Source organism: Cedecea neteri (assembly GCF_000758325.1).
In the GTDB taxonomy this organism is placed as follows: Bacteria; Pseudomonadota; Gammaproteobacteria; order Enterobacterales; family Enterobacteriaceae; genus Cedecea; species Cedecea neteri_B.
In genome coordinates, this window is record NZ_CP009459.1 from 226,790 (window position 1) to 250,576 (window position 23,787).

Genomic DNA, 23,787 nt, shown 5'->3' on the forward strand with positions numbered 1-23,787 from the left:
ACGCCATTGATAAATATGTGATCTTTATGCTTCAGAAGACAACATGCAATATTGCAAGCGTGGAAATCTCTGGCTCAGTAAGAAATAAAAGGCGAAAAAAAACCCGCCGAAGCGGGTTTTTCAAAGTCTAAAGCAGCAGTAAGAACTTACTGGCCTTTAACTTCTTTCAGACCGTTGAACGGTGCTGGGGTGCCCTGTGCAGCCAGTGCTTCTTCGATACGAATCAGCTGGTTGTACTTAGCAACACGGTCAGAACGGCTCATAGAACCAGTTTTGATCTGGCCAGCAGCGGTGCCCACAGCCAGGTCAGCGATGGTCGCATCTTCGGTTTCGCCAGAACGGTGAGAGATAACCGCAGTGTAGCCAGCGTCTTTCGCCATTTTGATCGCAGCCAGAGTTTCGGTCAGGGAACCGATCTGGTTGAATTTGATCAGGATGGAGTTAACGATGCCTTTTTCGATACCTTCTTTCAGGATCTTGGTGTTGGTTACGAACAGATCGTCACCAACCAGCTGGATTTTGTCGCCCAGTACTTTGGTCTGGTATGCGAAACCAGCCCAGTCAGATTCGTCCAGACCGTCTTCGATAGAAACGATTGGGTAATCTTTGGTCAGGTTTTCCAGGAAGTGAGTGAACTCTTCAGAGGTGAACGCTTTGTTGCCTTCGCCAGCCAGAACGTATTTGCCGTCTTTGTAGAACTCAGACGCTGCACAGTCCATTGCCAGGGTAACATCTTTGCCCAGCTCGTAGCCTGCTGCTTTAACCGCTTCAGCGATAACAGCCAGCGCTTCTGCGTTGGAACCCAGGTTAGGCGCGTAGCCACCTTCGTCACCTACAGCAGTGTTCATGCCTTTAGACTTCAGCACTTTTGCCAGGTTGTGGAACACTTCTGAACCGATACGTACCGCTTCTTTCAGGGTTTTCGCGCCAACAGGCTGAATCATGAATTCCTGAATATCAACGTTGTTGTCAGCGTGCTCGCCGCCGTTGATGATGTTCATCATTGGCAGAGGCATAGAGAATTTGCCTGGGGTGCCGTTCAGTTCAGCGATGTGAGCGTAAAGCGGCAGGCCTTTAGAGGCAGCTGCAGCTTTAGCAGCAGCCAGAGAAACCGCCAGGATGGCGTTTGCGCCAAACTTGGATTTGTTCTCGGTGCCATCCAGATCGATCATGATCTTATCGATGTTAGCCTGGTCTTTAGCATCTTTGCCAAGCACAGCTTCAGCGATCGGGCCGTTAACCGCAGCAACAGCTTTCAGTACGCCTTTACCCATGAAACGAGATTTGTCGCCATCGCGCAGTTCCAGAGCTTCACGGGAACCGGTAGAAGCACCTGATGGTGCAGCTGCCAGACCAACGAAACCGCCTTCCAGGTGAACTTCGGCTTCAACAGTCGGGTTACCGCGGGAGTCGATGATTTCACGACCGATCACTTTCACAATTTTGGACATAGTAGGTTTTCCTCAAGTCACAACGTTAAACTAAAACTCCAGACAAACAACGCGCGATAATGTCGCGCGTTGCCGTTCTAACTCTGCTTACTTCGCCTGGCGTTTCTGGTACTCACCGGCGGCTTTCACGAAGCCTGCAAACAGTGGGTGCCCGTCACGCGGAGTCGAAGTGAATTCCGGGTGGAACTGGCAGGCAACAAACCATGGATGGTTTGGCACCTCAATGATTTCTACCAGTTGGTCATCACCGGAACGACCTGCAACACGTAAACCAGCTGCTTCAATCGGTTTCAGCAGCATGTTGTTGACTTCGTAGCGATGGCGATGGCGTTCAACAATTGTTGGCTCACCGTACATCTGACGAACCAGACTGCCGTCGGTCAGCTGACACTGCTGGCCGCCGAGGCGCATGGTGCCGCCCAGATCGCTCTTCTCGCTGCGCACTTCAACATTGCCTTCTTCATCGCGCCACTCGGTGATCAATGCCACCACAGGGTACTTACAGTCTGGCACAAATTCAGTGGAGTTGGCGTTATCCATGCCCGCCACGTTACGGGCGAACTCGATAAGGGCAACCTGCATACCCAGGCAAATACCGAGGTATGGAATGTTGTTTTCACGGGCATAGCGCGCGGTGGCAATCTTGCCTTCAACGCCGCGGTAGCCGAAGCCGCCAGGGATCAGAATCGCATCCAGGCCTTTCAGCAGCTCTACGCCACGGGTTTCAACATCCTGTGAATCAATCAGCTTGATGTTCACGGTCAGACGGTTTTTCAAGCCACCGTGTTTAAGCGCTTCAATCACCGACTTATAGGCATCCGGCAGCTCAATGTACTTGCCGACCATACCGATGGTGATTTCGCCCGTTGGGTTGGCTTCTTCGTAGATAACCTGTTCCCATTCTGCCAGATTGGCTTCCGGCGCGTTCAAGCTGAATCGTTTACAAATATAATCGTCCAGCCCCTGGGATTTCAACAGGCCTGGAATTTTATAGATAGAATCGACGTCTTTCAGAGAGATTACCGCTTTCTCTGGAACGTTACAGAACAATGCAATCTTCGCACGTTCGTTGGCCGGTACAACGCGGTCAGAACGGCAGATCAACACGTCTGGCTGGATGCCAATAGAGAGCAGTTCTTTTACGGAGTGCTGGGTCGGCTTGGTTTTCACTTCGCCGGCTGCGGCCATGTAAGGCACCAGCGTCAGATGCATGTAGAGCGTGTGCTCGCGGCCCACTTCTACCGCCATCTGGCGAATCGCTTCAAGGAACGGCAGGGATTCGATGTCACCGACGGTGCCGCCGATTTCTACCAGCACCACGTCGTGGCCTTCGCCGCCTTCCAGAATACGTTCTTTAATGGCGTTGGTGATGTGCGGGATAACCTGCACGGTCGCGCCAAGATAGTCACCACGGCGTTCTTTACGCAGAACGTCAGAGTAGATACGGCCGGTGGTGAAGTTGTTACGGCGGCTCATCTTGTTACGGATGAAACGCTCGTAGTGACCCAGATCCAGGTCGGTTTCAGCGCCGTCTTCGGTAACGAACACTTCCCCATGTTGAATAGGGCTCATGGTACCCGGATCGACGTTGATGTACGGATCGAGTTTCATGATGGATACGTTGAGGCCACGGGCTTCAAGAATAGCTGCGAGGGAGGCTGCGGCAATGCCTTTACCCAGAGAGGAAACGACCCCGCCGGTCACAAAAATATAGTTCGTTGTCATGCTGAACCTGAGAAGTTAGGTTTAAAGACGATGGAATAACCAGGACGGGAAAGTAGTATACCCGAACAGCATGGGCGCCACAAACATTCATTCTGTTCCCCGGAAATCAATCCGGCCCCACAGTCAGGCTAAGAAAATAGCCCTTCCGTGAGAAATGTTTTTGACGCAAATCAATCGCTTGTTAAATAAAAAGCGCAAAAAAGTGCAGCTGATAGCAAAAACGCTTTAGATTTCAGTTTCCTGGCGTTTCACTTCTTGCCAGGCTTTTTCCATAATTTCCAGCCCGGCATGCTCCATGGTTAACCCCTGAGCGGCGACAATCGCCTCCACTTTTCGGAAACGAGCCTCAAATTTTCGGTTAGCTTTTTGCAACGCCACCTCCGCTTTGGTGCCCAAATGGCGAGCCAGATTAACGGTAGCGAACAATAAATCGCCCACTTCTTCTTCCAGCTTTGCCTCGTCCACAACGGCCTGCTGGGCTTCAAACATCACTTCGTCGATCTCTTCGTGCACTTTATCCAGCACCGGGCCAAGCGTCTTCCAGTCAAAGCCGACGTTTGAGCAGCGTTTTTGAATTTTTTGCGCACGCATTAGCGCAGGGAGCGCTTCCGGGATATCGTCCAGCGCCGAGTGCTGAGCCTTCTGCGCACGCTCTTCGATTTTGATTTGCTCCCATCTCGCAAGCACTTCTCCGCTGGTTGCCGCGTCACCGTCAGCAAAGATATGCGGGTGGCGGCGCTCAAGCTTGTCACTGATGCCCTGGCAAATATCTTCAAAATTAAAGCGCCCTTCCTCCTGCCCCATCTGCGCGTAAAACACCACCTGGAACAACAGGTCACCCAGCTCGCCGCGCAGGTCATCAAAATCTTCGCGATTAATGGCGTCGAGCACTTCATAGGTTTCTTCGAGCGTGTAAGGGGCGATGGTGGCAAAAGTTTGCTCGCGATCCCATGGGCAGCCGTTTTCAGGGTCACGCAGACGCTGCATGATCCCGAGCAGGCGGTCGATTTGAGACATTGTAATTCCTTGTTTTTTTTACCCTCACCCTCTCCCTAAAAGGGAGAGGGGATGGATCGAGTAGAATTGTTCTTACCGATGGTGGGGCAATCAATTAACCGTGCAGCCTGCGGGCATCAATAATGTCCGGCACCTGGTTGAGTTTGCCCAGCACGCGGCCAAGTACCTGCAGGTTGTAGATCTCGATAGTCATGTCGATGGTGGCAAGCTGCTGCTTTGTATCGCTGCGGCTGGCCACGCCAAGCACGTTGACCTTTTCGTTCGCCAGAATCGTGGTGATGTCGCGAAGCAGGCCGCTGCGATCGTTCGCTGTGACGCGAACCACCAGCGAATAACCGCTGGAGTAGCTTTCACCCCAAACGGCATCGACGATACGTTCCGGCGCGTGGGATTGCAGCTCGGCCAGTTGGTCACAGTCGGCACGGTGAATCGAAATCCCGCGCCCCTGGGTAATAAAGCCGACGATTTCATCCCCCGGAATCGGCTGGCAGCAGCGGGCGATGTGGTGCATCAGATTTCCTACACCTTCCACGACGACGCGGCCATTGTCTTTACTGCGCGACTGCGGCGGGGAATAGCTCTTTTGCGTCAGCTGACGCAGCGCGGCGGCATCCTGTTCTTCGGCGCTTGGCTTATTAAACTGCGCCTGCAGATAGTTGCTCATCTGGTTGAGGCGGATGTCGCCACCGCCGATAGCCGCCAGCAGCTCTTCAATTTCGTTGAAGTTGTAGCGCGGCAGCAGCGTTTTCTCTGCTTCTTTCAGGCTAATGCCCAGATGCTCAATTTCGTCGTCGAGGATCTGGCGTCCGGCAAGAATGTTCTTGTCCCGGTCCTGCTTGCGGAACCAGTTGTGGATCTTCGCGCGCCCGCGGCTGGTGGTGATATACCCCAGGTTAGGGTTCAGCCAGTCGCGGCTCGGGTTCGGCTGCTTCTGGGTAATGACCTCGATCTGGTCTCCCATTTGCAGTTGATAGGTGAACGGCACGATGCGCCCACCGATTTTTGCCCCGATGCAGCGGTGCCCGACATCGCTGTGAATATGGTAGGCAAAGTCCAGCGGCGTCGAGCCAGCAGGCAGGTCAACCACGTCCCCTTTCGGCGTAAACACGTATACGCGGTCGTCAAAGACCTGGCTGCGGACTTCGTCGAGCATTTCACCCGAGTCGGACATCTCTTCCTGCCAGGCGATAAGCTTGCGCAGCCACGCAATGCGGTCTTCATGGCCGGAACTGCCGCTGCGCGCATTGCCTTCTTTGTACTTCCAGTGTGCGGCCACGCCCAGCTCTGACTCTTCATGCATCTGTTTGGTGCGGATCTGAATCTCTATGGTTTTGCCGTTCGGGCCAAGCACCACGGTATGAATGGACTGGTAGCCGTTCGGTTTAGGGTTTGCGACATAGTCGTCAAACTCATCCGGCAAATGACGGAAGTGAGTATGCACTATCCCCAGCGCCGCGTAGCAATCCTGCAGGCGCTCGGCGACGATACGCACCGCGCGCACGTCAAACAGCTCGTCAAACGCGAGGTGCTTTTTCTGCATTTTACGCCAGATGCTGTAGATGTGTTTTGGTCGGCCATAAACCTCAGCCTTTACGCCCTCTTCTTTCATCGAAGAACGTAATGTGCCGACAAAATCATCGATGTACTGCTCGCGATCGATACGGCGCTCGTGCAGCAGCTTCGCGATACGCTTGTATTCCTCAGGGTGCAGGTAGCGGAAACAGTAATCCTCCAGCTCCCATTTGAGCTGGCCAATACCGAGGCGGTTCGCCAGCGGGGCGTAAATATTGGTACATTCTTTGGCCGCCAGTACGCGCTCATCTTCCGGCGCGTCTTTCACTTCGCGCAGATGAGCGATACGTTCGGCAAGCTTGATAACCACGCAGCGGAAGTCATCCACCATCGCCAGCAGCATACGGCGAACGTTATCCACCTGGTCGGAAGAAACAGAGTCGTTGTGAGTCGCCTTCAGATGGCGAATCGCGTCCATATCACGCACGCCGTGAATCAGCGTCACCACTTGTTTGCCGACGCTTTCCAGCATCACTTCTTCGCTGACCACGCCGGCATCCGCCAGCGGGAACAGCAGCGCGGCGCGCAGCGTATCGTTGTCCATACTCAGCATCGAGAGGATTTCGACCATCTCCACGCCGCGCCACAGCAATAATTCAGCGTCAGGATGTCCTTTGGTCTGGCGTTCACAATACGCCCAGGTTTCGGCTAAGCGTTCACACGACTGCTGGTTGGAAATCCCGAGGCTTGCAATCCATTTTTCGGGCGCAAATTCGCCAGCTTTGTTGAGATGTGCACTTCTTACCGCAACCATTATCCTCTCCTGTCGGGCTAACGCTCAGGCCAGTGTGCCTGATTAACCCTTTCAATTACGCTCAAAGAGCGCCATAGACTCCAGATGCCCGGTGTGGGGGAACATATCGAGCATGGCCAGTCGTTTAATGTGGTACCCGGCGGCCAGTAACGTTTCACTGTCGCGCGCAAGCGTGGTGGGGTTGCAGGAAACGTACACCACGCGGCTCGGCGCAAGATTGATGACGTGCTGCATAACGCCCGCCGCACCGGCACGCGCCGGGTCGAGCAATATTTTCGTAAATCCTTGTTGCGCCCAGGGCTGCCGCGTCACGTCATCTTCCAGGTTTTCATGGAAGAATGTCACGTTTTTCAGCGCATTACGCTGAGCATTATATTCACCTTTCGCCACCAGCGCAGCAACGCCTTCGACCCCCACGACCGCGGCGGCTCGTTTTGCCAACGGCAGGGTAAAATTCCCCATTCCGCAGAACAAATCTAGCACCCGATCCTCAGGCTGCACCTCCAACCACTCGATCGCCCGCGCCACCATTTGCTGATTCACCGCGTCGTTAACCTGGATGAAATCCCTTGGGCTAAAGGTTAAGCGTAGTCCGTCTGAATGATACCAGGGCTCTTCTTCGGCCAGGGATTCCAGGCTCTCGCTATCCGGGGCGAGGAACAATGCCACCTCATGGGAATGCGAAAACTGTTCCAGTTTTTCCCGGTCGTCTTTGCTGAGCGGTGCCAAATGGCGCAGCACCATCAGCGGTCCACCGTCAGCCAGAACCAGCTCCAGGTGCCCTAACCGGTTCACGATACTTAATTCAGACAAGCACTGGCGTAAAGGTTCCAGTAATGCTTCAAGCCGGGGCGCCAGCACGGGGCAATGATGAATATCTACCAGCGCCTTGTCGCTAGCCTTGCGAAAACCCATCTGTAAGGTCTGTGTACGGGGCTGATAATTCAACCCCAACCGCGCGCGACGACGGTATCCCCATGCCCCGGCAGAAATGATTTCATCCACCTCGCGAGGCTGTTCGCGCTCGCCCATCATGCGCCCAAGAGCCTTAGCTTTTGCCTCCTGCTGTAGCGCCACGCTCGCGTGCTGCTGCTGGCAGCCGCCGCAAACGCCAAAATGCGGGCAACGCGGCTTAACACGCTCAGGGCTGTCATTTAAACGGCGCTTTACCTCAGCCTGAGCGTAGCTACGCTTATCTTCGGTAATGCGAACCTCAACCTGTTCGCCGGGCAGTGCTCCACGAATAAAGAGCGCTTTGCCTTTGTGGCGCGCGACGCCCTGACCGAATGGATCGAGGTCGGTGACGGTCACGGTAAGTAATTCACGATTCGTATCGCGTCGCTTTGCAGAGTAGAATTGCGCCATGATGTAAGTAGATGTGTTCTCAAATGTCACTGTTGCTTTTATTGTCCCATATCGGAACCCCATGACCAACTACAGCCTGCGCGCACGTATGATGATCCTGATTCTGGCCCCGACGCTGTTGGTCGGTTTGCTGCTCAGCATCTTTTTCGTTGTCCATCGTTACAATGACTTACAGCGCCAGCTGGAAGATGCCGGCGCCAGTATTATTGAGCCGCTGGCGGTCTCCAGCGAATACGGCATGAACTTCCACAGCCGGGAATCAATTCGCCAGCTGGTCAGCGTGCTGCACCGCCGCCATTCGGATATCGTGCGGGGGATTTCGATTTACGATGACAGTAACAAGCTCTTCGTCACCTCTAATTTTCAGCATAACGCCGCTCGCCTGAAGCTGCCCGACGGGGAAAAGCCCCCGAAAGATCTCACCGTCACCCGCGCAGGAGACATCATGATCCTGCGAATGCCGATCATTTCCGAAAGGTATTCGCCGGATGAATCCGCTGAAACCAACGTCAAACAAAGCAACAGCACCCTCGGCTACGTCGCCATGGAGCTGGATCTCAAATCCGTTCGCCTGCAGCAGTACCGCGAGATCTTCATCTCAACGTTAATGATGCTGTTCTGTATCGGCATCGCGATGCTGTTTGCCTATCGCCTGATGCGCGACGTGACCGGGCCAATCCGCAATATGGTGAATACCGTGGACCGTATTCGCCGCGGGCAGCTCGACAGCCGCGTGGAAGGGTTTATGTTGGGCGAGCTGGATATGCTGAAAAACGGCATTAACTCGATGGCAATGTCGCTGACGGCGTATCACGAAGAGATGCAGCACAACGTCGACCAGGCCACATCCGATCTGCGTGAAACCCTTGAGCAGATGGAAATTCAGAACGTGGAGCTCGATCTTGCCAAGAAGCGGGCGCAGGAAGCCGCCCGTATAAAATCTGAGTTTCTGGCAAATATGTCTCACGAGCTGCGTACGCCGCTAAACGGCGTCATTGGCTTCACTCGCCTGGCCTTAAAAACCGATTTGACGCCAACCCAGCGCGACCATCTCTACACGATTGAACGCTCGGCCAATAACTTGCTCACTATCATTAATGACGTGCTGGACTTCTCCAAGCTCGAAGCAGGCAAGCTGCTGCTGGAATCCATTCCCTTCCCGCTGCGCAACACGCTGGATGAGGTCGTAACTCTGCTGGCACATTCCGCCCACGACAAAGGCCTTGAGCTGACGCTCAACATTAAAAATGACGTGCCGGATAACGTGATTGGTGACCCCCTGCGCCTGCAGCAGGTCATCACAAATCTGGTGGGCAACGCCATTAAATTCACCGAAACCGGCAACATCGACCTGCTGGTGGAAAAACGGGCAGAAGGGAACAACAAAGTTCAGATTGAAATGCAGATCCACGACACCGGCATCGGCATTCCTGAGAAAGAACAATCGCGTCTCTTCCAGGCCTTCCGCCAGGCGGATGCCAGTATTTCCCGCCGCCACGGCGGCACCGGGCTGGGGCTGGTGATCACCCAGAAGCTGGTGAATGAAATGGGCGGCGATATCTCCTTCCACAGCAAGCCGAATCGCGGCTCAACGTTCTGGTTCCACATCAGCCTGGACCTGAACCCTAACGCCGTGAACGACAGGCAGGTACTGGACAAACTGGCAGGCAAGCGTCTGGGCTACGTCGAGCCGAACGCGACCGCCGCGCAGAGCACCCTGAATTTGCTGCAAAACACACCGCTGGACGTCGTGCACAGCCCGTCACTTTCCGGGCTGCCTGATGAACACTACGATATTCTGCTGTGCGGCATTCCCGTCACCTTCACAGAAACGCTCACGCTGGCAAACCCTAAGCTCGCGAAGGCGGTGACCATGGCAGATTGCCTGATTCTGGCCTTGCCTTGCCATACCCAGGTCGGCGCGGAAGAGCTTAAGCGCCAGGGCGTGGCGGGCTGCCTGCTAAAACCTATCACCTCTACGCGCCTGTTCCCGATGCTGCTTGAAAGCTGCCCTAAAGCTAATCTGGCCCTGCCGTTCGTTGAACATAGCGATAAGCTGCCGATGGCTGTCATGGCGGTGGACGATAACCCGGCCAACCTGAAGCTGATCGGCGCGTTACTGGAAGACAGAGTTCAGCAAGTTGTGCTGTGTGAAAGCGGCACGCAGGCGCTGGAGCGGGCCCGGCAGATGAACATCGACATTATTCTGATGGACATACAGATGCCGGAAATGGACGGCATCCGCGCCTGCGAGCTGATCCGCCAGTTGCCGCATCACCAGCAAACCCCGGTGATTGCCGTCACCGCCCACGCGCTGGCGGGGCAAAAAGAGAAACTCATGAGCGCCGGCATGAACGACTACCTCGCTAAGCCGATTGAAGAAGAAAAGCTGCACCGCCTGCTGATGCGCTACCATCCGGGCAATATCGGCCAGCTTCCCGTTCAGCAGGAAGAACCCGTCCCGCCGGCGATTAACATCAATCAGACGCTGGACTGGAACCTGGCGCTTCGTCAGGCCGCCAATAAAGCCGATCTCGCCCGGGAGATGCTTAACATGCTGCTGGAGTTTTTACCGGAGGTGAGAAATGTCCTCGAAGAACAGCTGGTGGGCGACAAGCCCGAAGGGTTGATTGATATCGTGCATAAACTGCACGGGAGCTGCAGCTACAGCGGCGTCCCGAGGATGAAAAAACTCTGCCAGACGCTGGAGCACGAGCTGCGCCACGGCGTAGCGCCGGAGGAGATGGAGCCTGAAATTCTGGAGCTGCTGGACGAGATGGATAACGTTGCGCGGGAAGCGAAGAAGTATCAGATTTGAGTTTAAGCCAGGTACGAAGAGGGTTCCCGCGCGCCCTCTTCGTTTTCACAAAATGTTAGCCTTTAGTCATGCCACGCCACATCACGTCAAACCCGGCAGATTTGTATTCATCCCTGCGTGAAGGATCGCGCCCGGCAAATTCCATCGTGGTTTCGGCCAGGCCGAAGAAAATCGCATCCGCAAATGCCGATTCAATGCCGGTCAGTACTTCGTTAGTCACACACTCTTTCGACAAATCGCGCAGGTCCGGGTAAGCCTGGTAAACCTGCTCCATTGTTTCAGGCGTGATCTTGCCGGAAACCGCCAGCTGACGCATCGCTTTGCGGGCATTAACATTCACCAGCCCCCAGTCGATGTAATTTCCCCATACCGTTCTGGAGCGTTCTTTGCTGGGCGCATGCCGGTCGTAGGTTTTCATCAGCTCGCTACCAAGATCTTGCTTATGATGAAGATAAACGGCGTTCAGCAACTCGTCTTTAGTGGGAAAATAACGGAACAACGTTCCTTCGGCTACCCCCGCCTTTCTGGCAATCAAAGAGGTCGCCGCCCCTAACCCCAGCTCCGCTATCGCGTCGGTTGCCGCATCGAGTAATGCTAATCGTTTATCTTCACTTTTTGGACGAGCCACGGTTCCTCACAAGCCAGTTATCTGAGTGGATAGGTTTCAGCCATCGGGATCGCCTCGATCGCTGAATGTCATGTTCTTTATCATACCGTAAATTTTGTTGACGGTTGACCTTGCCTGCCTATAATGAGTGTTTACTCACTCAATAGCAATATAACCCGCACAGTTTCTAAGAGAATCCTTTATGGCTGCCGCGCAATCTGGCAAGCGTTCGTTAACCCTAAAATTCATGGTCGTGATTATGTTATTAGGCCTTACTGCCACTAGCGCTGCGCTGTTCCCGATGACTGAATTTGGCAAACTGCCGCAGGGCAGCCGCCTTGAACGCATCCAGCAATCGCCCCAGTACCGCGACGGCAAGTTCCACAATCAGCAGGACACGCCAATGATGACCGACAAACGCGGTCGCCTTGCAGCGCTGTGGGATTTCTTTTTCGCCCGGCCAGACACGGTCAAACCCGATCGTCCCCTGCCGCTGATCAAAACCGATCTGGCGAAGCTTGATAAACAGCAGGATCTGGTGGTGTGGCTGGGCCATTCCTCCTGGTTCATCCAGCTCGGCGGCAAGCGCATTCTTATCGATCCGGTGTTCAGCCACTATGCCGCCCCGTTCGCCTTTCTGAACAAAGCGTTTGCGGGTGATTATCCGTGGCGAGCAGAAGATATGCCGGACATCGACACGTTGATCATCTCTCACGATCACTGGGATCACCTGGACTATCCCACGCTGCGGGCGCTTAAGCCAAAGATTAAGCAGGTAGTCACCCCGCTTGGCGTGGGCGCACATTTTGAAGCCTGGGGCTTCGATCCCGCGCTTATCCACGAGCTGGACTGGCAGGAAAAAGCCGCCATTGATGATGAGTTAACCATTCACGCCCTGCCGGCACGCCACTTCTCTGGCCGCGGGTTAACCGGCAACAAAACGCTGTGGGCAAGCTTTATGTTCGTCACGCCACAGCGAAAAGTTTATTACAGCGGCGATTCCGGCTACGGCCCGCATTTCAAACAGATCGGTGAACAATTTAGCGATATCGATCTCGCCATCATGGAAAACGGCCAGTACGACGAAGGCTGGAAATACATCCACATGATGCCGGAAGAAGCCGCTCAGGCGACGGAAGAGCTGGGGGCGAAAACCATGGTGCCGGGGCATGCTGGCCGGTTTGCATTGGCGAACCATAGCTGGGACGAGCCTTTCCGCCGTATAGCAACCGCCAGCGCAGGCCGCAGCTATCAACTGCTCACGCCGGAAATGGGGCAAATACTGGAAGTCAGTCAACCGCGCCAGGCCTTCGATGCCTGGTGGGAATAGCATTATCAATTATCGAACGAGCAAGATGTAGAAGGAGGTGATATGTCCATGCCTAAAGATTTTATGGAATCTCTGCTTGAGTGGGTCGATGGCAATATGCAGCGCCCGCTGCGTATTGAAGAAGTCGCCAGGCAGTCCGGCTACTCGAAGTGGTACCTGCAGCGGATGTTCTCAGACTGGGCGGGGAAAAGCCTCGGGGCCTACATTCGTGAACGTAAATTGCAGCTAGCGGCAGAGGATCTGAAAAATACCGAGGACAAAATCCTCGATATCTCAGTGCGATACGGCTTTGATTCGCAGCAATCTTTTACCCGCACGTTCGGAAAACGGTTCAATACTTCTCCCGGTGCCTACCGCCGCGAGCACGAACAGCCGCTTAATTAAGATCTTTTCTGGGTGGATTTATGCAGCTTATCCACCCAGTTTTCACTTACTTCAGTAAAGTCGCCCACTGCTCAACCCACGGGCCGGAAACCACTTCAGGCTCTGGATGGTCATTGGCGTCAATCGTCAAAACTTCAGCGATACGGGTTGCGCCCTGCTCCTGCAATAAAGCATCAAACTGCTTGCCGCCGCCGCAGAAGTGGTCATAGTTGCTGTCACCCAGCGCAATCAAGCCGTAATGTAGCTCAGGCTGGTAACCCAGCTGATCTTTGATAGCCTGGAACAGCGGGACAATGCTGTCCGGCAGATCGCCCTGCCCGGTCGTGGAGGTCACCACCAGCGCATAATGATTGCGATAGTATTGCCACTCGGTCAGATCGGGATCTTCAAACACCTTTGCCTGATGGCCGTGTTTTTTCAGAATGGTTTCGGCTTCTTCCGCCACTAACAGCGCATTGCCGTACATCGTGCCTACAAAAATACCCACTTCGGCCATCGGTAACTCCTTAAGAATTAGAGACAAGGCTTATCCTGGCTGCTCGCCGGATCATACTCACTATTTTCAACATCCGGTAGCTGACCACGCCAGCCAAATTGTGTCAGCATTTGCATCCAGGTCTCATCCAGCCCCGCTTTTAGCGTCAGCGATTCCCCGGTCACGGGATGATTTAAAGAGAGCTGGCTGGCATGCAGCATCAGGCGCTGGCAGCCAAAATGCTCCGCTGCACCGCGATTCTGGCGCAAATCACCGTGTTTGGAATCGCCAATAATGGGATGTCGAAGGTGCGCCAGGTGCCGCCGAAGCTGGTGTTTACGGCCGGTCTTCGGCTCAAGCTCGACCAGGCTGTAGCGCGCGCTGGAATAGCGCCCCACCGCCACCGGCATTTCGACCGTTGCCAGACCGCGATAATGCGTCACTGCCGGCTGTGGCCCTTTATCCTGGTCGCTAAATTTATCGGCGATTTTATCCAGCTCCTCAACCAGCGGATAATCCAGCACGGCTTTGTCCTGCAGCCAGCCGCGCACCACGGCATGGTAGCGTTTCTGCATTTGATGCTGCTCAAATTGCTGTGACAGCAGACGGCCAACTTCGCTGGACAACCCCATCAGCAATACGCCAGAGGTTGGCCTGTCGAGGCGATGAACGGTAAACACGTGCTGGCCAATCTGGTCGCGCACGGTTTGCATCACTACAACTTTCTCGTGCCTGTCCAGCCAGCTACGGTGAACCAGCCAGCCGGACGGTTTGTTCACGGCAACCAGCCATTCATCCTGGTAAATAATCTCCAGCATCAACCCTGTTCCGCGTCAAACAGTGCATCCAGCTCAAGCAGCGCGGCGAGAAGGGGTTCACGCACGGCATGCGTCGCATCCAATGCCATCTCATAGTAAGGGGCGATGGCAAAGGCTTCAGGCAGAGGATGCTGGCTGTCCAGCAGCGCGTGCATACGAGGGATCAGGACCCATTGCAGCCATTCGTGAGGCTGTAGCGTATCCATGCAGAAAGGCTGCGTGCTCTCAAATGCAGAGGGATCGGGAGGCAGGTCCTGCCAGAGGGAATGATCGCGCAGGATCTGCTCAATGGTGAGTAAATGATGGCGAACCAGCGTCTGGCGCTCCATGAAAACCTCATACGTCAGTGGGAAAGAGCGGGAGAGAATACCACTTCTTCACTGCCCGTGAAAAAGGCATAAAAAAAGGGAGCACTGTTTACACAGTGCTCCCGGTTCGTTTCGCAGCTAATCCGGCTACTTTTCATGCTCCCTGCTCATCCATGACAACTTTGTCCTCTGGTCTCCTGACCAGCAATCCATCGCCAGGGCTTCCTGCTACCATCATCCTGTTGGGTGTCCAGCATCATCCTGACGCGAAATCCTTGAGTCTTCCTGACCCACCGTACTCCTGTTACGGCTCTCATTCTCCGTCCTGGAGGTGTCCTTTAACTCTGCCTGAGTTATCCGTGCTTCATCTGTGAAGCCTTCCCTGTACGCCATCCCGGCGGGTTCCTTTGGTAAAGAAGCGACATCATCCTAATGTCTCCTTCATTACGCCGACATCCTGTCGATGAATATAGAATCCTCTATTTGCCCGCTTGTGACAAGGGATGCAGCGGTGCTGTGGGCAAAAACTTTCATTCGGAACTTTCCTAAAACAAAAATAACTCATTGTTTTATAAAGACATAAATAAATGAGAGTCGCTTTCATCTGCCGTCAAATGTAGCGATCTCTCACACGGCTTGTAAGAGATCTCTCACAAGGGCTTGGGCAAAAAAGCTAGATCACCTGTGGCGTTAAGGCATTCAGAAAGTCAGGGAGGGAGGCGGAAAGCACGGTCCGCTGCGGGGTGCCGATTCTTTCAAGCACTACTTCACCTGTCAAGTTGCATAGTGAAACGACTTCCATTTCATCGTCGGTAGTGGCCAAAAACAGCGTCGGAGATAACTTCAAACGCTTCTGCGTCACCAGATGGCCAATCAGATTTTCCTGCACGCGAACAAAGTCGTCCTCACTCCACGCTTGCAACAGCGTCAGCGCAGTATTTCCATGTACGGCGGGCATATCTCCGGCAAACTGCGTGGTGTAAAACGCTTCAACGGCAGGTTGGAGGGAAATATCTAATGCTCGCTCAACGGCGCTTAAATCCGCTTCTGGCGTAAACGGCTGGGGCTGCCAGCGCACGTCTCCCCCGGTGGTCGTTACAATACACGGAGACGGAATGCCGTATAGCGCTTCACTGGCGGGCCAGCCTCCCGTTTCCTCCTGCCACTGGTCGCAAAAACGGCGGGTAAACTCTTTAAGGGCAAAGGCGACTTCGTTCATTAATTTCTCACTCGCGTAGGCTGGGGTACAATAAAAGCCAATTGTACCTTTATCTCGGTGAAACATGTCCTACGAAAATCACCAGGCTCTAAGTGGCCTGACGCTGGGTAAGCCCACGGCTTATCAGGATCAATACCAGCCTTCGCTGCTGCAGGCCGTACCGCGCAGCCTGAATCGCGACCCACTGGGCCTCCACGCCGACAGTCTGCCCTTCAGCGGCGGCGACATCTGGACGCTCTACGAACTCTCGTGGCTAAACAGTAAAGGCCTGCCTCAGGTCGCCGTGGGCCATGTGCAGTTAGACGCCAACAGCGTCAATCTTGTGGAGTCCAAAAGCTTTAAGCTCTACCTGAACAGCTTTAACCAGACTCGTTTCGCCGACTGGGAAACCATCCAGGCAACGCTAAAGCATGATTTAAGCGCCTGTGCCGAAGGCGACGTCAGCGTGGTGCTGTTCCGCCTGCATGAGCTGGAAGGACAGGAAATTTCAGCGTTCAGCGGAGAATGCATCGACGGGCAGGACATCACCATCGACAGCTACGACTTTAACGCCGATTATCTGCAACAGGCCGCCGGGGATGAGATCGTGGAAGAGACGCTGGTCAGCCACCTGCTGAAGTCCAACTGCTTGATCACCCACCAGCCAGACTGGGGTTCAGTGCAGATTCGCTATCGCGGCCCGAAAATCGATCGCGAAAAGCTGCTGCGCTATCTTGTCTCCTTCCGCCATCACAACGAGTTTCATGAGCAGTGCGTGGAGCGTATCTTTAATGACCTGCAGCGCTTCTGCCAGCCACAATCGCTCAGCGTCTACGCACGCTACACGCGTCGGGGCGGGTTGGACATTAACCCGTGGCGTACGAATACTGATTTCCATCCTGCTTTTGGCCGCCTGACCCGCCAATAAGTGCGAAATAGCTCCCAGCGCCAAAAGCGAATGCGGTTTACGGGTTGTTAAAGTGAACAAGCCAGGGCTATTGTAATCTGTGAGAACGGCACTTTTCGTTCCGTAAGGAGTTCACTTGATTACACATATTAGCCCGCTTGGCTCAATGGATATGTTGTCGCAGCTGGAAGTCGATATGCTTAAACGCACCGCCAGCAGCGACCTTTATCAACTGTTTCGTAACTGCTCACTGGCGGTCCTTAATTCCGGCAGTCAAACCGACAGCAGCAAAGAGCTGCTCTCTCGCTACCAGAACTTTGACATCAATGTGTTACGCCGTGAACGTGGCGTAAAACTCGAACTGATTAATCCCCCGGAAGACGCCTTTGTTGACGGCCGAATCATCCGCGCGCTGCAGGCTAACCTGTTTGCCGTTCTGCGCGATATTCTGTTTGTTAACGGCCAAATTACTAACGCAGGCCGTTTTCAGCATTTAAACAAAGAAAACTCTATTCATATTACCAATATGGTGTTTTCTATTTTACGAAATGCCCGCGCGCTGCACGTGGGTGAAGCCCCGAATCTGGTGGTTTGCTGGGGTGGCCACTCGATTAACGAAAACGAATATCTTTATGCCCGCCGTGTGGGCACCCAGCTTGGCTTACGCGAGCTGAATATCTGCACCGGCTGCGGGCCTGGCGCGATGGAAGCGCCAATGAAAGGTGCCGCCGTCGGCCACGCCCAGCAGCGCTATAAAGAAGGGCGTTTTATCGGCCTGACGGAGCCTTCGATCATCGCCGCCGAGCCGCCTAACCCGCTGGTCAACGAACTGATCATCATGCCGGATATTGAAAAACGGCTTGAGGCGTTCGTGCGCATTGCCCACGGCATCATTATCTTCCCTGGCGGGGTCGGTACCGCAGAAGAGCTGCTCTACCTGCTCGGCATTCTGATGAACCCGCATAACCACGATCAGGTGCTGCCGCTGATCCTGACCGGGCCGAAAGAAAGCGCAGATTACTTCCGTGTGCTGGATGAATTTATCGTTAGCACCCTGGGCGAGAAAGCGCGCCGCCATTATAAAATCATCATCGACGACGCAACTGAAGTCGCCCGCCTGATGAAAAAGGCCATGCCGCAGGTGAAAGAGAATCGTCGTGAAACCGGCGATGCCTACGGCTTCAACTGGTCTATTCGCATCTCGCCGGATCTACAGATGCCGTTTGAGCCTACCCATGAAAACATGGCCAACCTGCAACTTTACCCGGACCAGCCTGCAGAAAAACTGGCGGCTTCGCTGCGTCGTGCCTTCTCAGGCATCGTTGCCGGCAACGTGAAGGAGCCAGGTATTCATGCTATCGAGAAATACGGCCCGTACAAACTGCACGGGGACCCGGACATGATGAAACGCATGGATGTTCTGCTGCAGGGCTTTGTCGCCCAGCACCGCATGAAGTTACCCGGCAGCGCCTACATTCCCTGCTACGAAATCGTACGTTAACCTTCCAGGGCGGCCCAGCGGTCGCCCTTCTTTTTACCCTTCTCAAAGCCATTTAATCGATTGCGCTCACACTTAAAAGCACAAACATTGCGACCTGAAGCAAATACTCGTTGAAAAATGCTGTTTTAGGCACTTTCTTTGGTAAAAACCGAGTTATTTGGTCAGGTTTAATTTATTGCATCATCCACAAGTGTTAGGCTTCGCGACCATAAATGTCATATTGATGTCCATGAACAGACTGTTATGCGGATTTGTTGCTTAACAAACGTAGATTATCGCATTTGGGATCGCGATCACTGATACATAGATGACATAAATGTATCTTTCCGCCCGCCGATAGTCACGGGCCACAACGACTACAAAAACGCCCCCGGCCAGAATTTAGTTTCAGCAGTTACGCCGCACACATTGCGTTAACTGCGAATTTTTAAACATTGCACGAAACATTCCTTTGGAGATGTAAATGGAAACCACTCAAACCGGCAGTATTGTCTCTGCTGAGAAAAAAGGCGCATGGCGCAAGACCGACACCATGTGGATGCTGGGCCTGTACGGCACAGCTATCGGTGCAGGCGTCCTGTTCCTGCCAATCAACGCCGGCGTTGGTGGCCTGATCCCGCTGTTCATCATGGCGATTCTGGCTTTCCCGATGACTTTCTTTGCCCACCGTGGCCTGACGCGTTTTGTTCTGTCGGGTAAAAACCCAGGTGAAGACATCACCGAAGTTGTAGAAGAGCACTTTGGTATCGGCGCAGGTAAGCTCATCACCCTGCTGTACTTCTTTGCTATCTACCCGATCCTGCTGGTTTACAGCGTGGCTATCACCAACACCGTGGACAGCTTCATCACCCACCAGTTGGGAATGACTGCTCCACCACGCGCTATCCTTTCCCTGATTCTGATCGTCGGCATGATGACCATCGTGCGTTTCGGTGAGCAGATGATCGTCAAAGCGATGAGCATCCTGGTATTTCCGTTTGTTGCGGCTCTGATGGTTCTGGCGCTGTACCTGATCCCTAACTGGAGCGGTGCGGCCTTTGAAACCCTGTCCTTCAGCGCAACTCCGGCAACCGGCAGCGGCCTGTGGATGACTCTGTGGCTGGCGATTCCGGTGATGGTCTTCTCCTTCAACCACTCGCCGATCATCTCCTCTTTCGCCGTGGCTAAACGCGAAGAGTACGGCGCAGGCGCTGAGAAAAAATGCTCCAGCATTCTGGCTCGTGCCCATGTCATGATGGTACTGACCGTGATGTTCTTCGTGTTCAGCTGCGTGCTGAGCCTGACCCCGGCAGACCTGGCCGCGGCAAAAGCGCAGAACATCTCTATCCTGTCTTACCTGGCTAACCACTTTAATGCACCGGTTATTGCCTGGATGGCGCCAATCATTGCGATGATTGCCATCACCAAATCCTTCCTCGGCCACTACCTGGGCGCACGTGAAGGCTTTAACGGCATGGTCATTAAGTCTCTGCGCGGCAAAGGCAAGAGCATTGAAATCGGTAAACTGAACAAAATCACCGCGCTGTTCATGCTGGTGACTACCTGGGCAGTAGCGACGCTGAACCCAAGCATCCTCGGGATGATTGAAACCCTGGGCGGCCCGGTTATTGCGATGATTCTGTTCCTGATGCCGATGTATGCCATTCAGAAAGTGCCGGCGATGCGTAAGTACAGCGGCCATATCAGCAACGTCTTCGTTGTGATTATGGGCCTGATTGCTATCTCCGCTATCTTCTACTCGCTGTTCAGCTAAGCAAGCTAAAGAGTCGCCCGCCAGGGCGGCTCTCCTCCCCCAAGTCACTTACGCAGGGAAATCTTATGATTAGCGTATTCGACATTTTCAAAATCGGTATTGGTCCCTCCAGTTCACATACCGTCGGCCCGATGAAGGCCGGTAAACAATTTTCCGATGACCTGATTGAGCAAGGGATCCTGCGCGATGTCACTCGTGTAGTTGTGGATGTCTATGGCTCTCTGTCCCTGACAGGTAAAGGCCACCATACCGATATAGCCATTATCATGGGCCTGGCGGGTAACCTGCCGGACACCGTAGATATCGACGCTATTCCGCACTTCATCCAGGATGTAAATACCCACGGGCGCCTGATGTTGGCCAACGGCCAGCATGAAGTTGAATTCCCGGTGGACTGCTGCATGAACTTCCATGCCGACAACCTGGCGCTCCACGAGAATGGTATGCGCATCACCGCCCTGGCTGGCGACAAGGTGCTGTACTCTCAGACCTATTACTCTATCGGCGGTGGCTTCATCGTTGATGAAGCGCATTTTGGCGTAGAGAGCGAAAACCCGGTCAGCGTGCCGTACCCGTATAAGAATGCTGCTGACCTGCAAAAACACTGCCGCGAAACGGGCTTATCGCTTTCCGGCCTGATGATGCAGAACGAACGTGCCCTGCACAGCCAGGAAGAGATCGACGCCCACTTTGCGGCGGTCTGGGAAGTAATGAGCAGCGGAATTGAACGCGGTATTACTACAGAAGGCGTACTGCCGGGTAAAATGCGCGTACCGCGTCGTGCTGCAGCCCTGCGTCGTATGCTGGTGACCACCGACAAAAACAACTCAGATCCAATGGCCGTAGTGGACTGGATCAATATGTTCGCGCTGGCGGTAAACGAAGAAAATGCTGCCGGTGGCCGCGTGGTCACTGCCCCAACAAACGGGGCCTGCGGTATTGTTCCGGCGGTATTGGCGTACTACGACAAATTCATTCGTCAGGTGAATGCTAACTCCTGCGCCCGCTATTTCCTGGCCGCCGGTGCTATTGGTTCGCTGTACAAAATGAACGCTTCTATCTCCGGTGCCGAAGTAGGCTGCCAGGGGGAAGTCGGCGTAGCCTGTTCAATGGCGGCCGCAGGGCTTGCCGAGCTGCTGGGCGGTAGCCCGATGCAGGTTTGTATCGCCGCGGAAATCGGCATGGAGCACAATCTGGGGCTGACGTGTGACCCGGTTGCGGGCCAGGTTCAGGTTCCGTGCATCGAGCGTAACGCCATTGCCGCCGTAAAAGCGGTGAACGCCGCACGTATGGCGATGCGTCGCACCAGCGAGCCTCGCGTCTGCCTGGATAAGGTTATCGAGACAATGTATGAAACGGGCAAGGACATGAACGCCAAATACCGCGAAACCTCTCGCGGTGGCCTGGCGCTGAAAATTGTCGCCTGTGACTAAAAATTAAGGCTCCCAACCGGGAGCCTTGCAGACGACTGACCAACCTATGGTGATAAAAGAAATACCAGCGGCTGGTTAAAAAATAGGAAAATCAATTCATTGATTTTCGGCTGATAACCACAAAGAGGGAAAAACCACGCTTTTTACCTCTTTGTCAGCAACCTTAAAGGCTCCCATTCGGGAGCCTTTTTCTTAGAGCGCCGCTTTCAAACGCTTCACGGCTTCACCCAGTTGCTCATCAGTTGCCGTCGCGTAAGAGAAGCGCAGCGTGCGTTTATCCGCATGATCGCTAAAGAAGAACTCTCCCGGCACGTAAACCACGCCTTTCTCCAGCGTTTTTTGTAGCCACGCCGTGGTATCGAAGTCGTAGCGGAAAGCGGCCCAAAGGAACATTCCGCCCTGCGGCTGGTTAAAGGTAATGTGCTCACCAAGCTCTTCTTCCAGCAGACGCGACAGCGTCAGGCACTTCTGCTTATAGGCCTCACGGATCAGCTCAATCTGCGGCTCAAGACGCCCCAGTTTCAGGTAAGCCGCCGCCAGCGCCTGCGTAAACGAGTTAGCATGTAAATCAGTCGCCTGTTTAATGATGGCGACCTTTTGCTTCATCCACTCCGGCAGAATAATCCAGCCGACGCGCAGCCCCGGAGCCAGAATTTTCGAGAACGTTGAGGTATAAACCACGTGGTCTTCATGCCCTAACTCTGTGGCGACCTGAATCAGGGTCTTCTCGCGGCGATCGGTAAAACTAATCGCCCCGTACGGATCGTCTTCAATAATCACAAAATCATGTTCGGCAGCCAGTTTCACCAACTTTTCACGACGCTCAGCGCTCAGGGTTGTGCCGCTTGGGTTACCAAAGGTTGGCACCAGATAAACGCCTTTCACCCGCGTGGTTTTCAGCAAAGCTTCCAGCTCATCGACAATCATGCCGTGCTCATCCCCACCCACGGACTCAACCTTCGCGGCGGTCAAACTGAGGATTTGCAGCGTAGCCAGGTAGGTTGGGCGCTCAACGACAAAAACGTCGCCTTCGTCGGCCAGCGCGCGAATCAGCAAATCCAATGCCTGCTGAGAGCCAGAGGTGATGAGCAACTGGTCGCTGCGCGTAGTAATCCCGCGAGCCTTGCACAGCTCAACTAACTGGTCACGCAGCTCTGAATTGCCTTCGGTCAGGCCATACTGAAAAGCATCGTTGAAGTTCTCTTCCAGCACTTTACGGGTCGCCAGCTCAAGCCCTTGCTTGTCAAACAGCTCGCTGGAGGGAATGCCGCCAGCCAGTGAAATCACGCCGGGCATTTTGCTGTGTTTAAGAAGCTCGCGGATGGCCGAGGGTTGCAGGTTTTGAATGCGTTGCGCGAGGTGTTTAGTATTACTCATATTGATGTTCTCTATTTTTTTATGCGTTAGAAATATACATAGCCCGCTAACAACTACGCAATGGCTTTCCACCCGGTCCCTATAAGGTTTTGCGAGAGGCATTCCTGAATGCTGCGATGAGAATAGCTCATCATGGCGGGAAGTGTTAGGGTAGGCCCATCAGAGTGACGAGTTAATTTCTTATGGCTATTCATTTACTTATCGTCGATGCCCTGAACCTGATTCGCCGTATACATGCGGTGCAGGGTTCGCCCTGTGTCGATACATGTTTGCATGCGCTAGACCAGCTTATCGGCCACAGTCAGCCAACTCATGCGGTGGCGGTGTTTGATGACGAAGAACGCCGCGAAGGCTGGCGGCATCAGATTCTGCCCGACTACAAAGCGGGCCGTTCGCCGATGCCGGACGATCTGCATGCCGAAATGCCGGCTCTGCGAGAAGCATTTACCCGCCGTGGCGTTCAGTGCTGGCACTCAAAAGGCAACGAGGCGGACGATCTTGCGGCTACGCTGGCGGTGAAAGTCGCCTCCGGCGGCCATCGGGCAACCATTGTGTCCACCGACAAAGGCTATTGCCAGCTGCTCGCGCCAACGCTGCAAATTCGCGACTACTTCCAAAAACGCTGGCTGGATGCGCCCTTCATTGCTCAGGAATATGGCGTTCAGCCGGAACAACTGGGGGACTTCTGGGGGCTGGCAGGCATCAGTAGCAGCAAAATTCCCGGTGTGCCCGGCATCGGCCCGAAAAGCGCCACGCAGCTCATTAACCAGTTTTCTGACCTGGAAACGCTGTATCAGCGGCTGGATGAAGTTCCGGAAAAATGGCGCAAGAAGCTGGAGCTGCACAGAGAAAGTGCGTTTATCAGTCGCCGGGTAGCAAGGCTTGAGACGGATTTACAGCTTGACGGGAACTTACAGCAGCTCAGGCTGCCGGGTGCATTGCCTTCTGCGTAACGGAAAAGAATTCCCCTTGCCCGAATGAGCAAGGGGTTGGT

At 54.2% G+C, this 23,787-nt stretch carries 19 protein-coding genes; 8 read left to right on the top strand and 11 right to left on the bottom strand.

Going from position 1 to position 23,787, the window contains the following annotated elements; genetic code table 11:
* Positions 1-146: 146 nt before the first annotated feature.
* From eno to rlmD, 5 genes are all read right to left on the bottom strand, one after another.
* Positions 147-1,451 carry a phosphopyruvate hydratase gene (eno, locus tag LH86_RS01110; RefSeq protein WP_008458382.1) on the bottom strand — a complete coding sequence of 435 codons (1,305 nt, stop codon included), beginning with the start codon at positions 1,449-1,451 and terminating at the stop codon, positions 147-149.
* Between the two features lie 87 nt (positions 1,452-1,538).
* On the bottom strand, positions 1,539-3,176 hold the full coding sequence (gene pyrG, locus LH86_RS01115) for a glutamine hydrolyzing CTP synthase (protein ID WP_008458383.1): 1,638 nt from the start codon (positions 3,174-3,176) through the stop codon (positions 1,539-1,541).
* Positions 3,177-3,401: 225 nt separating this feature from the next.
* Positions 3,402-4,193, bottom strand: coding sequence for a nucleoside triphosphate pyrophosphohydrolase (gene mazG, locus LH86_RS01120; protein WP_039297671.1), 792 nt, complete (start codon positions 4,191-4,193; stop codon positions 3,402-3,404).
* Positions 4,194-4,287: 94 nt separating this feature from the next.
* Entirely contained in the window at positions 4,288-6,519 is a 2,232-nt protein-coding gene (gene relA, locus LH86_RS01125) for a GTP diphosphokinase (protein WP_008458386.1), read from the bottom strand.
* A gap of 51 nt (positions 6,520-6,570) precedes the next feature.
* Positions 6,571-7,884, bottom strand: a complete 1,314-nt coding sequence (rlmD, locus tag LH86_RS01130) for a 23S rRNA (uracil(1939)-C(5))-methyltransferase RlmD (RefSeq protein ID WP_039297673.1) — start codon at positions 7,882-7,884, stop codon at positions 6,571-6,573.
* Positions 7,885-7,945: 61 nt separating this feature from the next.
* On the opposite strand from rlmD, the gene barA reads away from it, so the two are divergent.
* Positions 7,946-10,702: a two-component sensor histidine kinase BarA gene (gene barA, locus LH86_RS01135; RefSeq protein WP_039297675.1), complete on the top strand. Its 2,757-nt coding sequence runs from the start codon at positions 7,946-7,948 to the stop codon at positions 10,700-10,702.
* A 55-nt stretch (positions 10,703-10,757) separates the two neighbouring features.
* Here the strand turns inward: barA and LH86_RS01140 are convergent, their stop codons facing one another.
* Entirely contained in the window at positions 10,758-11,330 is a 573-nt protein-coding gene (locus LH86_RS01140; protein WP_039297679.1) for a TetR/AcrR family transcriptional regulator, read from the bottom strand.
* A gap of 181 nt (positions 11,331-11,511) precedes the next feature.
* Here LH86_RS01140 and LH86_RS01145 point away from each other — a divergent pair, with 181 nt between their 5' ends.
* Positions 11,512-12,639: an MBL fold metallo-hydrolase gene (locus LH86_RS01145; protein WP_052045534.1), complete on the top strand. Its 1,128-nt coding sequence runs from the start codon at positions 11,512-11,514 to the stop codon at positions 12,637-12,639.
* A 42-nt stretch (positions 12,640-12,681) separates the two neighbouring features.
* A complete protein-coding gene (locus tag LH86_RS01150; protein ID WP_039287227.1) occupies positions 12,682-13,023 on the top strand; it encodes a helix-turn-helix domain-containing protein in 342 nt (113 codons plus the stop codon).
* Between the two features lie 46 nt (positions 13,024-13,069).
* On the opposite strand, the gene LH86_RS01155 is transcribed toward LH86_RS01150, so the two are convergent.
* The 4 genes from LH86_RS01155 to syd all read right to left on the bottom strand — a co-directional run bounded on the left by LH86_RS01155 (position 13,070) and on the right by syd (position 15,843).
* On the bottom strand, positions 13,070-13,519 hold the full coding sequence (locus LH86_RS01155; protein ID WP_039297682.1) for a flavodoxin: 450 nt from the start codon (positions 13,517-13,519) through the stop codon (positions 13,070-13,072).
* 17 nt (positions 13,520-13,536) lie between these two features.
* Entirely contained in the window at positions 13,537-14,316 is a 780-nt protein-coding gene (gene truC / locus LH86_RS01160; protein ID WP_039297684.1) for a tRNA pseudouridine(65) synthase TruC, read from the bottom strand.
* Positions 14,316-14,645, bottom strand: coding sequence for a YqcC family protein (locus tag LH86_RS01165; protein ID WP_039297686.1), 330 nt, complete (start codon positions 14,643-14,645; stop codon positions 14,316-14,318). The genes truC and LH86_RS01165 overlap by 1 nt, the downstream gene beginning before the upstream one ends.
* Before the next feature lie 652 nt (positions 14,646-15,297).
* Positions 15,298-15,843, bottom strand: coding sequence for a SecY-interacting protein (gene syd / locus LH86_RS01170; RefSeq protein ID WP_039297688.1), 546 nt, complete (start codon positions 15,841-15,843; stop codon positions 15,298-15,300).
* Between the two features lie 64 nt (positions 15,844-15,907).
* Here syd and queF point away from each other — a divergent pair, with 64 nt between their 5' ends.
* The 4 genes from queF to LH86_RS01190 all read left to right on the top strand — a co-directional run bounded on the left by queF (position 15,908) and on the right by LH86_RS01190 (position 21,416).
* The gene (queF, locus tag LH86_RS01175; protein WP_039297691.1) at positions 15,908-16,750 is read left to right on the top strand and encodes an NADPH-dependent 7-cyano-7-deazaguanine reductase QueF; all 843 of its coding nucleotides are present in this window, start codon (positions 15,908-15,910) and stop codon (positions 16,748-16,750) included.
* A gap of 115 nt (positions 16,751-16,865) precedes the next feature.
* On the top strand, positions 16,866-18,230 hold the full coding sequence (gene ppnN, locus LH86_RS01180) for a nucleotide 5'-monophosphate nucleosidase PpnN (protein ID WP_039297694.1): 1,365 nt from the start codon (positions 16,866-16,868) through the stop codon (positions 18,228-18,230).
* Positions 18,231-18,693: 463 nt separating this feature from the next.
* A complete protein-coding gene (locus tag LH86_RS01185; protein ID WP_039297698.1) occupies positions 18,694-19,983 on the top strand; it encodes an HAAAP family serine/threonine permease in 1,290 nt (429 codons plus the stop codon).
* A gap of 65 nt (positions 19,984-20,048) precedes the next feature.
* Complete coding sequence (locus LH86_RS01190; protein WP_039297701.1) at positions 20,049-21,416, top strand: L-serine ammonia-lyase; 1,368 nt, start codon at positions 20,049-20,051, stop codon at positions 21,414-21,416.
* 192 nt (positions 21,417-21,608) lie between these two features.
* On the opposite strand, the gene LH86_RS01195 is transcribed toward LH86_RS01190, so the two are convergent.
* A complete protein-coding gene (locus LH86_RS01195) occupies positions 21,609-22,793 on the bottom strand; it encodes a PLP-dependent aminotransferase family protein (RefSeq protein ID WP_039297704.1) in 1,185 nt (394 codons plus the stop codon).
* A gap of 182 nt (positions 22,794-22,975) precedes the next feature.
* Here LH86_RS01195 and xni point away from each other — a divergent pair, with 182 nt between their 5' ends.
* Positions 22,976-23,746 carry a flap endonuclease Xni gene (xni, locus tag LH86_RS01200; RefSeq protein WP_039297707.1) on the top strand — a complete coding sequence of 257 codons (771 nt, stop codon included), beginning with the start codon at positions 22,976-22,978 and terminating at the stop codon, positions 23,744-23,746.
* Positions 23,747-23,787 lie beyond the last annotated feature (41 nt).